Annotated in this window: 10 protein-coding genes; 8 read left to right on the top strand and 2 right to left on the bottom strand. The window is 65.3% G+C overall.

From position 1 onward, the window contains the following. The first annotated feature begins 165 nt into the window (after window positions 1–165). Window positions 166–1,536: a DEAD/DEAH box helicase gene (locus tag DQG18_RS00415; protein WP_116652256.1), complete on the top strand. Its 1,371-nt coding sequence runs from the start codon at window positions 166–168 to the stop codon at window positions 1,534–1,536. A gap of 127 nt (window positions 1,537–1,663) precedes the next feature. Here DQG18_RS00415 and DQG18_RS00410 read toward each other — a convergent pair whose 3' ends face one another. Next, on the bottom strand, window positions 1,664–2,011 hold the full coding sequence (locus tag DQG18_RS00410) for a DUF1428 domain-containing protein (protein WP_116652255.1): 348 nt from the start codon (window positions 2,009–2,011) through the stop codon (window positions 1,664–1,666). A gap of 146 nt (window positions 2,012–2,157) precedes the next feature. On the opposite strand from DQG18_RS00410, the gene DQG18_RS00405 reads away from it, so the two are divergent. From DQG18_RS00405 to infB, 7 genes are all read left to right on the top strand, one after another. Next, window positions 2,158–2,928, top strand: a complete 771-nt coding sequence (locus DQG18_RS00405) for an ImuA family protein (RefSeq protein ID WP_157969945.1) — start codon at window positions 2,158–2,160, stop codon at window positions 2,926–2,928. Then, the gene (locus DQG18_RS00400) at window positions 2,819–4,372 is read left to right on the top strand and encodes a Y-family DNA polymerase (RefSeq protein ID WP_116652253.1); all 1,554 of its coding nucleotides are present in this window, start codon (window positions 2,819–2,821) and stop codon (window positions 4,370–4,372) included. The genes DQG18_RS00405 and DQG18_RS00400 overlap by 110 nt, the downstream gene beginning before the upstream one ends. 250 nt (window positions 4,373–4,622) lie before the next feature. Beyond that, entirely contained in the window at window positions 4,623–7,973 is a 3,351-nt protein-coding gene (locus tag DQG18_RS00395; protein WP_116652252.1) for an error-prone DNA polymerase, read from the top strand. Window positions 7,974–8,316: 343 nt separating this feature from the next. After that, a complete protein-coding gene (rimP, locus tag DQG18_RS00390) occupies window positions 8,317–8,946 on the top strand; it encodes a ribosome maturation factor RimP (RefSeq protein ID WP_116652251.1) in 630 nt (209 codons plus the stop codon). A gap of 20 nt (window positions 8,947–8,966) precedes the next feature. Then, a complete protein-coding gene (gene nusA / locus DQG18_RS00385; RefSeq protein ID WP_116652250.1) occupies window positions 8,967–10,595 on the top strand; it encodes a transcription termination factor NusA in 1,629 nt (542 codons plus the stop codon). Between the two features lie 15 nt (window positions 10,596–10,610). Continuing rightward, the gene (locus tag DQG18_RS00380; protein WP_116652249.1) at window positions 10,611–11,231 is read left to right on the top strand and encodes an RNA-binding protein; all 621 of its coding nucleotides are present in this window, start codon (window positions 10,611–10,613) and stop codon (window positions 11,229–11,231) included. After that, window positions 11,228–13,867: a translation initiation factor IF-2 gene (gene infB, locus DQG18_RS00375; RefSeq protein WP_116652248.1), complete on the top strand. Its 2,640-nt coding sequence runs from the start codon at window positions 11,228–11,230 to the stop codon at window positions 13,865–13,867. Before DQG18_RS00380 ends, infB begins: the two co-directional genes overlap by 4 nt. A 224-nt stretch (window positions 13,868–14,091) precedes the next feature. Here the strand turns inward: infB and DQG18_RS00370 are convergent, their stop codons facing one another. Then, the gene (locus DQG18_RS00370) at window positions 14,092–14,856 is read right to left on the bottom strand and encodes an alpha/beta hydrolase (protein ID WP_245958324.1); all 765 of its coding nucleotides are present in this window, start codon (window positions 14,854–14,856) and stop codon (window positions 14,092–14,094) included. Window positions 14,857–14,979: the final 123 nt, after the last annotated feature.

Here is a 14,979-nt window from a genome sequence, read left to right as displayed (position 1 = left end):
CCCTTCTGGCGGTGAGCGGCGAAGTCGGCCCGGATCGAAAACTATCCGGGTTCGAGCCAGCACCCGCGCGATTTTTCCCTTTTTTAAATTCGCTCGATTGCACCCTTTGATCCGTCGCTGCCCTGGCGCGCGACGCCATGCGCCTGTTTTGGCGCGGAAAGATATATGAATTTGACCGACTTTCAGTCACTGGGCCTCCCGGCCCGCCTGACCGGCCCGCTTGCGGCGGCCGGATTTACCCAGCCCACCAAGATCCAGTCCCAGGCCATCCCGCTCGTGCTCGACGGCCAGGACGTGATGGGCATCGCCCAGACCGGTTCGGGCAAGACCGCCGCTTTCGGCCTGCCCATCCTTGCCGGGATCATGGCGCTCGAGGAGCGCCCCAAGCCGCGCACCACGCACGCGCTGATCCTTGCGCCCACCCGCGAGCTTGCCGTCCAGATCGACGACTCCTTGCGCAAATATGCCGGGCCGAAATCGAGGCTCCAGACCGTCCTTTTGCTGGGCGGGGTATCGCGCCACCACCAGATCAAGCGTCTGGAACGCGGCATGGACGTGGTGATCGCCACGCCGGGCCGGCTCAAGGATCTGATGGATGACAACAAGATCAGGCTCGCGGGCACCAAATGGCTCGTGCTCGATGAGGCCGACCGCATGCTCGACATGGGGTTTGTCGTGCCCGTGCGCCATATCGTCAAGGCCATCGGGGCCGAGCGCCAGACCATGATGTTCTCGGCCACCATGGCCCCCGAGGTTGCCGATCTCGCCAAGACCCTTCTGCGCGATCCCGTGCGTGTCGAGGCGGCCGCGGCCGGATCGACCGTCACAAGGATCGACCAGCGCGTCATCCTTGCCCCCACCAAGGCCAAGCGGGGCGTTCTCAACGATCTGCTGGCGAGTGACGAGGACCCCATGGACCGCGTCATCGTCTTCTCGCGCACCAAGCACGGCGCGGACCGCGTGGCCAAGAACCTTGCGGCCGACGGCCACCGCGCCGCAGCCATCCACGGCAACAAGAGCCAGAACGCCCGTCAGGCCGCGCTCAGGGACTTTGCCAAGGGCGCTGTGCGCATCCTCGTCGCCACCGACATCGCGGCGCGCGGCATCGATGTCCCCGGCATCACCCACGTGATCAATTACGAGTTGCCCGACGATCCTGAAAACTACGTCCACCGCATCGGCCGCACGGGCCGCAACGGGGCTTCGGGCACCGCCATCACGCTGTGCGACGGCGCGGAGCGGCGCAAGCTGCGCGATGTCGAGCGCCTGGTAAAGCTCACCCTGCCGCTCAGCGGCGATCCGGGGGTCGCCAGCGACACCGGCGGTGGCGAGCCACGCAATGTCCGGCGCAACAAGCCCGCGCGCGGCAGGGCCCACAACGACAACCGCGCGCCCGGCGGTGCGGGTGAGGCGCCCGCCGGCAGAGATGGGGAGCGCAAACCCGCCCGAACCCGTCCCGCCAACGGCCGGTCCTTCGGGCAGAAAAAGCGCGGCTTTGTCAACAAAAAGGGCGCAAAAACCGCCCGCAGCGCCTGACCGAAAAAGGCAAGACCTGCCCAAATCTCCCCTCGTCACCCGGTTCATCCGGGTGACTGGTACTTCTGGAAAACCGGATTGCCCGGGCTGTACGACAGACCGGGCAATAACGAAGAAAAAACATCACTCAACGGTCCAGAATCACCTCGAACCCGCCCCAGAACATGCGCTGGCCATCGAAGGGCAGCTCCATCTTTCCCATATCGGGATCGTTCAGCATTTTGACGTTGGCGGCGTCGCGCGTGGCCTTGTCGGGGTATTCGATCCAGGAAAAGATCGGGGTTTCGTCTTCCCGCGCCTGGGTTGCCTTGTAAAAATCGGTGAGCACGCCTTTGGGCACGTCGTCTCCCCAGCACTCGACATAACGCGTGGCGCCGAATTTCTTGAAAAAGACCTCGCCCTGTCTGACTTGCTCAAGGTAAGCCTGCTTGTTGGCGGTGGGCACGGCGGCCACGAAACCTTCGATATAGGCCATGGGACTTCTCCTTTTTCCGGTGGTTTCCGATAACGACGCACCAGCCCGTTCCGATCCGACACACGCGGCCGATTTTAAGTGATTGCGTGCCCGATTGACTCTTGCCGCGCGCGGAGTCTTAATAGAACAAAATAGGAACATATACGATGAGCGGAGCACAGCACACCCTGCGCCGGCTGCGCGCTGTTGCCTGTATGGCCCCACACCGGGCAGCGTTCGGATCGTTCTCGCCGGGCCCGCGCGTGCCCGGGTTTCCGGCGCTCGCGCGCGGCTCGGTGCACGAGATTTTCGCCGCCGGACGCAAGGACGCGCCCGCCGCGGCGGGGTTTGTCACCGGCCTTGCCCTTGTCGCGGGCACGGCGGAACGGCCATCGCTTTGGGTGCGCCACACCGGCAAGGGGGCGGGCGCGCTTTATGGGGGTGGGCTTGCAAGTCTGGGGTTCGATCCGGGTGCGCTCATCCATCTGTCGGTCGAGAATGAAAAGGACGCGCTGCGCGCCGCCCGGGAAGGGCTGCGCTGCGACGGGCTGGCCAGCGTCGTCCTCGAGATCGAAGGGCCCGCCCGCCATCTCGATCTTTCCGCCACACGGCGGCTGAAACTTGCCGCTGCCGAACATGGGGTGACCGCGCTGATCCTGCGTGCGGGCGCTGACCCCGGCCCGAGCGCGGCGGAAACCCGCTGGCGGGTCGCTGCCTCCCTTTCGGCCTCGCCGGGGCTGGACCTGCCCGGACAGCCGGCTTTTACCCTCACGCTTTTGAAACACCGGTCGGCACAAACCGGCCGCCACTGGGACCTCGAGTGGGACCATGAAACACGGCAATTCAACCCCAAGACGCTATCTCGCCCTCTGGTTGCCCTACCTTTCGACCGAGCGCATCGGGCGGATCGAGAGGGCATCCGGGCTCGCGCCGGATAAAGCGCCGCTGGTTATCGTGGGGCGGCGCGAGAACGCGCTGCGGCTGGTTGCGGCGGACCCACAGGCGCGTGCGCTCGGGCTCCTCCCCGGCCTGGCCTTTGCCGATGCCCGCGCACGGGTGCCCCATATGCGCGTGGAAAACGAGGACGAGGCGGCCGACCGCGCGCTGATGGAAAACCTTCTTTCCTGGTGCGACCGCTATACCCCCGTTCTCGCCGAGGACCCGCCCGATGGCGCGCTGCTCGAAATCTCGGGCAGCGCGCATCTGTTCGGCGGGGAAAAGGCGCTCAGGGACGATCTGGTTGCCCGCCTCGCGCGCATGGGGTTTACCGCCCACACCGCCATTGCAGGCACCACCCGGGCGGCCCGCGCGCTTGGCCGCTTCCGCCCCTCGGGCACCATCGTGCCCTGCGGCGCCGAACGCGATCATGTCGCGAACCTCCCCGTCGAGGCGCTCGAAGCGGGGGAAAGGATTGCCGTCGCGCTGCGCCGGGCCGGGCTCAAGACCATCGCCGATCTCACCACCCGCCCGCGCAAACCGCTCGCCGCGCGCTTTGGCGAAGAGCTGACCCTTGGGCTTGCGCAGACGCTGGGTGAAATCGACCGCCCGCTTATCCCCCGCCGCCCGCCGCCCGATTTTTCCGCCCAATGCCGCTTTGCCGATCCGGTCGGGCTGGCCGGAGACATCGATCTGGCGCTTTCCGGGCTTGCCCGCGAGTTGTGCGAAACGCTGGGCAGGGAGGACCGGGGCGGGCGGGCCTTCGAGGTCTCGTTCTTTCGCGCCGATGGCGCGGTGCGCCGGATCGAGGTGCTTTCCGGCCAGCCCCTGCGCGATCCGAAAATCCTCATGCGCCTGATCGCGATGCGCCTCGATGCGCTGTCCGACCCGCTTGACCCCGGCTTCGGCTTCGACATGATCCGCATCGCCGTTCCGGACGCGGACGCCGCCGCCGCCATCCAGCCCGGCCTCGAGGGTGAAAAGGGCGGCGAGCGTTCGGTGATCGAACTGGTCGACCGCCTCGCCGCCCGCTTCGGGACCGAAACGGTCAAGCGTTTTGTTGCACGGGGCAGCCACCTCCCCGAACGCGCCGCGCTCGCCGTCCCGTCCCTTGCGGCAAAGCCTTCCCCATGGCCGGATAGCAAGACCAGACCCCCGCGCCCGCTTTTCCTGCTCTCCCCCGCCGAGGCGATCGAGGTGGTGGCCGAAATCCCCGATGGCCCGCCCCGGCGCTTTCGCTGGCGCGGCGGGCTTTACAATACCGCCCACGTCGAAGGTCCCGAACGCATCGCCCCCGAATGGTGGCGCGCCAGACGCGACACCGCCACCCGCGACTATTTCCGCGTCGAGGACGAAGAAGGCCACCGCTTCTGGCTCTTCCGCTACGGGCTCTATGACCGCGAGGCCGGGCCGGTGCGCTGGTTTATGCAGGGATTGTTTCCGTGAGGGACGGGAATAATCTGTCCCCGCCAATGGTTTTCGGCTGTCGCCGAATCCCCCCTCCCCTTTCTGCGCTCGCAAGGGTCCACTGGACCCTTGCGTTCCGGCGTTGCCGGAACCGCTTGAAAGTCCCCCAAAAGGGAGGAGGTGTTGGCCTTGTGCGTATGGAAGCGCCAGAGAAAAGGAAGCACCCTCCCCTTGATGGGGAGGACTGGGGAGGGGTGAAGCCACACGCTCTGACACTTGTGTGTTCTCCATGACCCCCTTCGCCGAACTGGTCACCGCCACCAATTTCTCCTTCCTCTCCGGCGCCTCCCACGCGCAGGACCTCGTGCTGGCCGCCGTGCTGCTCGGTCAGTCGGGCATCGGGATCGCCGACCGCAATTCGGTTGCCGGGGTCGTCCGCGCCTATGGGGCGCTCGAGGATTTGCGCAATGGAGAGTTGCTCATCGAAAAGCAGCGCGAGGGTTCGGGGCCGGGCGAATACAGATTCAAGGAGCGATATGGCGAGGAAGAATTGCCCTTCCCCGCCGCCGAGATTACCGAGCGCGCGAAAAATTTCAGGCTGGCGGTGGGCGCGCGGCTGGTCTTTACCGACGGCACCCCCGACATCGTCGCCTACCCGCAGGACCGCGAGGGCTGGGGGCGGTTGTGCCGGGTGCTGACGCGCGGGAATCTCAAGGGAAGGAAGGGAGAATGCCTGCTCGAATTCTCCGACCTGCGCTTTTCGGCCGCCGGGCTCAACCTCATCGTCATGCCGGGCAAGGATACGGCAAGGCTCGAAACGGTCTTGGCCGAACTTTCGCGTACCGCCGCCGTCTGGCTCGGCGCCCCCATGACATATAAGGGAGACGACCGCCGCCGCCTGATGGTGCTCAAGGCCCTTGCCGCCCGCACCGGCGTCCCCCTCATCGCCACCAATGACGTGCTCTATCACGCCCCCGAACAGCGCGACCTGCAGGATATCCTCACCTGCATCCGCGAGGGCGTGATCATCGACAATGCCGGCCTTTTGCTCGAGGCCAATGCCGAACGGCACCTCAAATCTCCCGAGGAGATGGCGCGCCTTTATGCCGACGCTCCCGAGGCCATCGCCGAGACGCAGACCTTTCTTGAAAGCATCGATTTCTCACTCTCCCAGCTTCGCTACCAATACCCTGAAGAACCTATCCCCCCCGGGTTCACGCCGCAGAAATGGCTCGAAGAGCTGACCTGGCGCCGCGCCGCCATGCGCTATCCCGATGGCGTGCCCGCCAAGGTCAAAAAACTGCTGCACGACGAGCTCAAGCTGATCGAGGAACTCGACTACGCCTGCTATTTCCTGACCATCAACGACATCGTCCGGGTCGCCGAGGACAAGGGTATCTTGTGCCAGGGCCGGGGTTCGGCGGCCAATTCGGCGGTCTGCTACGCGCTCGGCATCACAGCGGTCGATCCCAATGAGAACGAATTGCTCTTTGCCCGCTTCCTTTCGCGGGAACGCAGGGAACCGCCCGATATCGACGTCGATTTCGAGCACGAGCGGCGCGAGGAGGTGATCCAGCACATCTATGGACTTTATGGCCGCAACCGCGCCGGGATCGCCGCCACGGTCATTTCCTACCGCCCCAAAAGCGCCATCCGGGAAGTGGGCAAGGCCCTGGGGCTTTCCGAGGACATCACCGCCCGCATCGCCTCGACCGTCTGGGGAAGCTGGGGCGGCGGGGGCAAGCTGCCGGGCGAACACATAAGGCAGGCCGGGCTCGATCCCGACAACCCCGCCATCGGGCGCGCGGTTTTTTTCGCGACACGCCTTCTGGGCTTTCCCCGTCACCTCTCCCAGCACGTGGGCGGGTTCGTCCTGACGCAAGGGCGGCTCGATGAATACGTGCCCATCGGCAACGCCGCCATGGCCGACCGCACCTTCATCGAATGGGACAAGGACGATATCGACCGGCTGGGGATGATGAAGGTCGACGTGCTGGCGCTGGGCATGCTCACGGCCATCCGCAAGGCGTTCGAGCTGATCCATCACCATCATGGCAAGGTCTATGATCTGGCGAGCGTCCCCCAAGAAGACCCGGCGGTTTACGACATGCTCTGCCGGGGCGAATCGATCGGGGTCTTTCAGGTGGAAAGCCGGGCCCAGATCAACATGCTGCCGCGCTTGAGGCCGCGCGAATTTTACGATCTCGTCATTCAGGTCGCCATCGTGCGCCCCGGCCCCATCCAGGGCAACATGGTCCACCCTTATTTGAGGCGGCGGGCCGGTGAGGAAGCCTCGGACCTACCCTCGCCCGCCCCGCCCCACGACCCGGAGGAATTGCGCGACGTGCTCAAACGCACCAAGGGGGTGCCGCTGTTTCAGGAGCAGGCCATGAAGATCGCCATGGTCGCCGCCGAATTCACCGATGTCGAGGCCAACCGGCTGCGCAAGGCCATGGCGACCTTCCGCAACAACGGCACCATCGGCCAGTTCCACGAAATGATGGTCGAGCGCATGGTCAAGCGCGGCTATGCCCGCGAATTCGCCCAGCGCTGTTTCGACCAGATCAAGGGGTTCGGCGAATATGGCTTCCCCGAAAGCCACGCGGCCAGTTTCGCCAAGCTCGTCTACATCTCCTCATGGATCAAGCATCACTATCCTGATGTCTTTGCCTGCGCGCTTCTCAACGCGCAGCCCATGGGCTTTTACGCCCCCGCCCAGCTCGTGCGCGACGCGCGCGAAAACGGCGTCGAGGCGCGGCCCGCCGACATCAATTTCAGCACCCACGACAACACGCTCGAAACAACAAAAACCCGCCATTGCGCCCTGCGGCTGGGCTTTCGCCAGCTCGACGGGTTCAAGAAGGACTGGTCCGAGCGCATCCTTGCACGTCGCGGCAATGGCTATGGCTCGATCGAGGACGTCTGGCAGCGCACCGGCCTGCCGCGCCGGGCGCTGACCATTCTAGCCGATGCCGATGCGTTCGGCTCGCTGGGGCCGGACCGCCGCGCCGCCGCATGGGCGGTGCGGCGCCTGCCCGATGACGATCCCCTGCCGCTTTTTGCCCATGCCCAAGCGCGCGAGCTTGCCGCCGAGCCGGATATGGACCTGCCGCAAATGGTGCTTTCCGAGCACGTCATCGCCGACTACCAGACCATCCGCCTTTCGCTCAAATCCCACCCCATGGCGTTCCTGCGCGCATATTGCGACCGGCAGGGCATCGTCAGTTGCGCCGGGCTCGAAGCCCAGCGCGAGGGCGCGCGGGTGAGGGTTGCCGGGATCGTTCTGGTCCGCCAGCGCCCCGGCAAGGGCAATGCACTCTTCATGACCATCGAGGACGAAACGGGCATCGCCAACGGGCTGATGTGGGCACGCGTCTTCGAGCGCAACTACCGCCGCCCCTTCATGGCCGCCCGGCTGGCCATCATCGAAGGCGAGGTGCAGAAAAGCGCCGAAGGGGTGATCCACGTCATCATGTCGGCGGTTTACGACCGCTCGGACCTGCTCGATTCCCTGACCATCGGCGCGGCGATAACCCCTGAACTCTCCCGCGCCGACCACGTCAGGCATCCCCTGATCTCGCGCAATCGCGGGCACCCGAGGAATGTGCGCGTGGTGCCGAAATCGCGGGACTTCCATTGAGGGACCGCTGGCCCCCACATCCGACCTTTCGCTTCGCGAAAGCCCACTTTCGTCATTCAAATCGCTCCACTGGAGCGATTTGCCCTTCGGGACATTCCTCAATCCCACAAGGGGAGAAGGGAAACCGTGGGGCTACCACTTTCGCCCCCCTCTCCCCTCCGTGGGAGAGGGGTTGGGGGTGAGGGGGCCAGCGATCCATGCAAAACACGCAAAGGGTGATGGATTACCCGATCTTGCAATTCCCCCCGCCCCGCGCTATATCACCGCCAACAATCTCAGAACCAATGAGAGAGTGGGTGCCAACCGGCCCCGCTCTTTTTTGTTACCTGGACACCGGAACCCGATGGCCGAAATAACCAACCACAAGCGCTATATCCGCGAGACCCCGCTCGAAGCCCGCATCGCAGGGCTCGTCGAGCCGATCGCTCAATCGTTGGGCTATGATCTCGTACGCGTGCGGGTGACCCAGGAAAACGGCTGCACGCTGCAGATCATGTGCGAAGACGCCAGCGGGCGCTTCACCATCGAGGACTGCGAGGCGCTCAACGCCGACCTTTCGCCCGTTCTCGATCTCGAAGACCCCATCGACCGCGAATATCACCTCGAGATTTCCTCGCCGGGCGTTGACCGCCCGCTGGTCCGGGCGCGCGATTTTCTCGCCTTTGCCGGTCACGAGGCCAAGGTCGAACTGGCCGACATGATAGAAGGCCGCAAGCGGTTCCGCGGCGAGATCGTGGGGGCCGACGACGAGAGTTTTTCGATCCGCCTGCCGGACGTGCCCAAGGACGAGGACCCGGTCCACCGCCTGCCGCTTTCCGCGCTCGCCGATGCCAAGCTGATCCTGACCGACAAGCTGCTGGACGCGGCGCGCGCCATGCAGGAAAACGACCCCGCCTTCGATGGCGAGGACGGGGATATCGAAACCATTTACGAAGACGGACCGGACGGGGAAAACGCCGGGACAACGCGATAACAAGGACTTAGGAGTTATCCATGGCCGTTTCAGCCAACAGGCTCGAACTTTTGCAGATCGCCGATGCGGTGGCCCGCGAAAAGTCCATCGACCGCATGATCGTCATCGAGGCGATGGAAGAAGCCATCCAGCGCGCCGCCAAGGCCCGCTACGGCGCGGAAACCGAGGTGAAGGCCGAGATCAATCCCAAGTCCGGCGAATTGCGCCTGTGGCGCCTGCTCGAAGTGGTCGAGGAGGTCGAGGAATATGGCCGCCAGATCGCGCTCGAGGATGCCAGGGCCAAGAACGATGCCGCCAAGCTCGGCGACTACGTGACCGAGCCGCTCCCGCCCATCGAGTTCGGCCGCATCGCCGCCCAGTCGGCCAAGCAGGTCATCGTCCAGAAGGTGCGCGACGCCGAGCGCGAGCGCATGTATGACGAATATGCCGACCGCATCGGGGAGATCGTCAACGGGTCGGTCAAGCGCGTCGAATACGGCAACGTCATCGTCGATCTGGGGCGCGGCGAAGCCATTATCCGCCGCGACGAATTGATCCCGCGCGAGCAGTTCCGCTATGGCGACCGCGTGCGCGCCTATATCTATGACGTCAGGCGCGAGCAGCGCGGGCCGCAGATCTTCCTTTCGCGCACCCACCCCCAGTTCATGGCCAAGCTTTTCCAGCAGGAAGTGCCCGAGATCTACGACGGCATCATCACCATCCGCTCTATCGCCCGCGATCCGGGCAGCCGTGCCAAGATCGCCGTCACCTCGTCGGACAGCTCGATCGATCCGGTGGGCGCGTGCGTGGGCATGCGCGGCAGCCGCGTTCAGGCGGTCGTGGGCGAATTGCAGGGCGAAAAGATTGATATTATCCCCTGGACGAACAATATAGCAGATCTGGTCGTCTCCGCGCTCCAGCCGGCCGACGTTGCCAAGGTGGTGCTCGACGAGCAGGCCGAGCGCATTGAGGTGGTGGTGCCCGACGAGCAGCTTTCGTTGGCCATCGGACGTCGGGGCCAGAACGTGCGTCTGGCTTCCCAGCTCATCGGCTGGGACATCGACATCCTCACCGAGCAGGAAGAGAGCGAGCGGCGCCAGAAGGAATTCACCGAGCGGTCCACGCTCTTCATGGAAGCGCTCGACGTCGACGAGATGGTCGCCCAGCTTCTGGCCTCGGAAGGCTTTTCCTCGATCGAGGAACTGGCCTATGTCGAACTCGCCGAAATCGCCTCCATCGCCGGGTTCGACGAGGAGACGGCGACCGAAATCCAGAACCGCGCCACCGAATATCTCGATGCGCGCGAGCGCGAGCAGGACGAGGAGCGCAAGGCGATGGGTGTCGAGGACGCGCTTTACGACATTGGCGGGCTCAACGCCGCTATGCTCGTCGCGCTCGGCAAGGACGACATCAGGACGGTCGAGGATTTCGCCGGCTGCGTTGCCGACGATCTGATCGGCTGGTCCGAGCGCAAGGATGGCGAGACCAAGCGCTTCGACGGCGCACTGAGCGCCTTCCCGCTGTCGCGCCAGGAAGCCGAGGACATGATCATGGCCGCCCGTCTCAAGATGGGCTGGATCACCGAGGACGACTTGCCGCAGGCCGAGGCCGGGCTTGAGGTCGAGGACGAGGAACAACAGGTCTTTGCCGAAGGCGGGGCCGCCGAATAGGAGCTGTGCGGGAAGGTGGCGCGCGGCAAGGACATGATGCGCCAATGCGCGCTCACCCGGACCGAAAGGCCGGTGGCCGAACTGATCCGGTTCGCCGAGTCGCCCGAGGGCGGCATCGTGCCCGATGTCGATGGCAAGGCGCCGGGCCGGGGGGTCTGGATAACGCTCTCTTTCGCTTCCGTTGAGGAGGCGGTAAAGAGAAAAGTGTTCTCCAGAAGCCTCAAGACGCAGGTTGCGGTTCCCGCCGAGCTTGCGCTTGTGACCCGGACGCGGTTAGAACAGCGCCTCACAGGGGCGCTTGGACTGGCGCGCAAGGCTGGGGCGCTCGTGACCGGTGCCGCCAAGGTTGCGGCGCTGGTCGAAAGAAGGGGTGCAGCGGCGCTGATTACCGCCAGCGACGCCGCGCCTGACAGCCGCCGCAAGATGCTTCAGTCGGTGCGGCGCGCCTATGAGACGCACGAGGCTCCCGAGCACATCGAATCGCTCGGCTCGGACCAATTGGGTTTGGCATTGGGGCTCGAAAATGTGATACACGCTGCGCTTGCTCCCGGCGCGGCTGCAAATTCGGTGGTTGAGCGGGCAAGACGGCTCGCGCGCTTTATCGCCACAGACAGAGAAGAAGACGGCACCATATGACCGATAAGGACAAAAGCAGCGACAATCAGGGTTCGGGCAAGAAGACCCTGACCTTGAAGGGCGCCCCCAATCTGGGGCAGCGTCCTGGCATGTCGCGCTCCTCGCGCAGCACCGTGGTGGTGGAAAAGCGCACGCGACGGGTGGGCGCCCCTGGCGCCGGCGCGCCTTCGGGCGCCGCGCCATCCGGCTCGCGTCCGCAGGCCCCTGGCGGTCAGCGCCCCGGCGGGCAGCGTCCCGGCGGCCGCCCGCAATCGGGAAGCCCGCGCCAGACCATAGGCAGTCCCAACCTCACCCAGAGCGAGGCGCTGGCCCGTGAGCGCGCCCTGCGCGAAGCGGCCGCCCGCGCCGAGGAAGACCGCATCAAGGCCGAGGAAGAAGCCCGCCGCTTCGCCGAGATCGACGCGCGCCGCCAGGCCGAGCGCGAGGAAGCCGCGCGCCGGGCCGCCGAGGAAGCAAAGCGCAGCGCGGAAGCCGAAAAGGCCCAGCCCGACGACGAACTCGACGGCATCGTGCCGGTCAAGCCCGGTCAGGCCCGCCCCAAGCCGGCCCACAAGCCTTCTCCGCGTGCCGCCCAGCCCGACATGCCGCCCCCGCCGCCTCCCGGTGAGGGCGAGGATGACCGCGTGCGCCGCCGCGCGGCGCCCCCGGCGTCCAAGCAGCTCGTCGACCGCGACGAGCTCGAGCGCGCCCGGCGCAGCGTTGCCAACAAGCCTTCGGCGACCCCCGCGCGCCGTGGTGGCCCGGGCAATTCGCGCGGGCGGCTGACCGTTACGACGGCGTTTGAGGATTCCGAGCGCGATCGCGGGCCATCGCTCGCCGCCATGCGCCGCCGCCAGAACAAGAAGATGGGCCGCAACACTCAAGCCCAGCAGCCCAAGCTCAGCCGCGAGGTCATCATTCCCGAAGCCATCACGGTTCAGGAACTGGCCAACCGCATGGCCGAACGCGCGGTCGTGGTCATCAAGATGCTCATGGCCCAGGACATGATGCTCAAGATCAACGACGTGATCGACGCCGATACGGCCGAACTGATCGCGACCGAACTTGGCCACACGGTCAAGCGCGTGGCCGAAAGCGACGTGGAAGAAGGGCTCTTTGACGACGTGGCGGCGGACGATGCCGCCGATCTGGAGGCGCGCCCGCCGGTCGTCACCATCATGGGCCACGTCGACCACGGCAAGACGAGCCTGCTCGATGCTTTGCGCGAGGCCAATGTGGTCTCGACCGAAGCCGGCGGTATCACCCAGCATATCGGCGCCTATCAGGTCGAAAGGAACGGTCACAAGATCACGTTCCTCGATACCCCGGGGCACGAGGCGTTCACCGCCATGCGCGCCCGCGGCGCCCAGGCGACCGACATCGCCATTCTGGTCGTGGCCGCCGATGACGGGGTGATGCCCCAGACGATCGAATCCATCAAGCACGCCAAGGCGGCAGGGGTTCCCATCATCGTGGCGGTCAACAAGATCGACAAGCCCGCCGCCGATCCCACCCGCGTGCGCACCGAACTGCTCCAGCACGAGGTGTTCGTGGAATCGATGGGCGGCGAAACCCTCGATGTCGAGGTTTCGGCCCTCAAGAAGATCAATCTCGACGGGCTTTTGGAAGCGGTGCTCTTGCAGGCCGAAGTGCTCGAACTCAAGGCGCCCGCCAAGGGTCGCGCCGAGGGTCTGGTGATCGAATCCAAGCTCGACAAGGGCCGTGGCGCCGTTGCGACCGTTCTGGTGCAGCGCGGCACGCTCAGCGTCGGCGACATCGTTGTGGCGGGCACCGAATGGGCCAAGGTCCGCGCGCTCATCAACGACAAGGGCCAGCAGGTCAAGTCCGCCGGCCCCTCAACCCCGGTGGAAGTGCTCGGCTTTTCGGGCGTGCCCGATGCGGGCGACCGCTTCACGGTCGTTGACAGCGAGGCGCGGGCCCGCGAGGTCACCGAATACCGCCAGCGCGTCATCCGTGAAAAGACCGCCGGTGGCGGGGCGACCAGCCTCGAGCAGATGATGAACCAGCTCAAGGCTTCGGGCATCGCCAAGTTCCCGCTGCTCATCAAGGGCGACGTGCAGGGTTCGGTCGAGGCCATCGTTACCGCGCTCAACAAGCTTTCGACCGACGAGGTCTCGGCCCAGATCCTTTATTCGGGCGTGGGCGGCATCACCGAATCGGACGTGACGCTCGCCACGGCTTCGGGCGCGATCATCATCGGGTTCAACGTGCGCGCCAACAAGCAGGCAGCCGAACTCTCCAGCCGCGAGGGCATCGAGATCCGCTACTACAACATCATCTATGACCTCATAGACGATGTGAAGAACGCCATGAGCGGCCTGCTCGCCCCCGAGGTGCGCGAGACCTTCATCGGCTACGCCGAGATCCTCGAGGTGTTCAACATCTCCAAGGTCGGCAAGGTCGCCGGCTGCCGGGTCACCGAGGGGATCGTGGAGCGCGGGGCGGGCGTGCGCCTGCTGCGCGACGACGTGGTCATTCACGAAGGCAAGCTCTCGACCCTGAAGCGCTTCAAGGACGAGGTCAAGGACGTGCAGGCCGGGCAGGAATGCGGCATGGCGTTCGAGAAATACGAGGACATGCGGCCCGGCGACGTCATCGAATGCTACCGCGTCGAAAAGGTGCAGCGCACCCTTTAGTGTGGGGCATTTCAGGTCTTGCCTGGATCGGCGCCACGCCCTTCGCTACCCCGGCCTTGAGCCGGGGTCCATGCTGCAACGCTCTCCATGGTCGAGGGTCTGCGTGGGTCCCGGCTTTCGCCGGGAAAGCGACCGAGGCAAGGCGATCGCTTCCATCAAGGGCTGAAATGTTCCAAGGAAACCAAAAAGGGCGCCCCCGAGGCGCCCTTTTTCCCACGTAATCCTCAAACCAGCCGCAATACCGTTTGCCTGAGCGTTTCAAGATCGGCCTCCCGGCTCAGCCGGTGGTCACCGTCGGGGATGAGCGTAAACGTCACCGGATCGGAAACGAGGTGGCTCACCAGCTTGAGCGCATGGGCGGGCGGCACGTCGGTGTCCTTTCCGCCCTGCAATATCGCGACCGGGCAATGGGTGCGGATGGGCGCGGAGAACAAGAGGTGGTTCTCGCCATCCTCGATCAGGTCCCGCGTCAGCACGTAAGGCTCGTCCGAATAGTCCGAAGGCTGCTCGACCCGCCCCTTTTCCCAAAGGTCGGCAAGTTCGGCATCGGTGAAGGTGTCGCGCATCAGGTCGCGCGTCATGTCGGCGGCTGGCGCGATCAGCACTATCGCCTTCACCCGCTCGTCCCCTTGCGCCCGCAGCGCCTTGTTGAGCAGCAGCGCCAGCCAGCCCCCCATCGAGGAGCCGATGACGATCTGGGGACCTTGGGTCGTCGCAAAGACCGCCAGCGCCTCGGCCAGCCAGCGCGAAATGGTGCCATCGAGAAACGCCCCGCCCGAGCGCCCGTGGCCCGAATAATCGAACCGCGTCACGGCAAGTCCCGCTCCGGCGCCAAGCCGGTCAAGGGCCTCTGCCTTGGAGCCTTCCATATCGGAGCGGAAGCCGCCGAGCCAGAAAAGCCCCGGCGTCTTGCCTCCCCGTCGTAGCACGGCGATATCGCGGATATTGTCCCCCGTTCCCACGGTGATCTTTTCAACTGTGCTCGTCATTCCCATATCCCTTGATGCCGGGCGGTGCCCATTGGGGCGAAAGCTAAAGAATCGCTCCTGTTTGCCTGTTGACTTTACCCCCGTTTGCCAAGATTTTAAGGCGCGCTCGGCCAGAGCCGAACC

Source organism: Pelagibacterium sediminicola (assembly GCF_003390885.1).
Lineage (GTDB): Bacteria > Pseudomonadota > Alphaproteobacteria > Rhizobiales > Devosiaceae > Pelagibacterium > Pelagibacterium sediminicola.
Note: the sequence above shows the minus strand (reverse complement) of the source record. Positions and strands in the feature narration are given on the sequence as shown.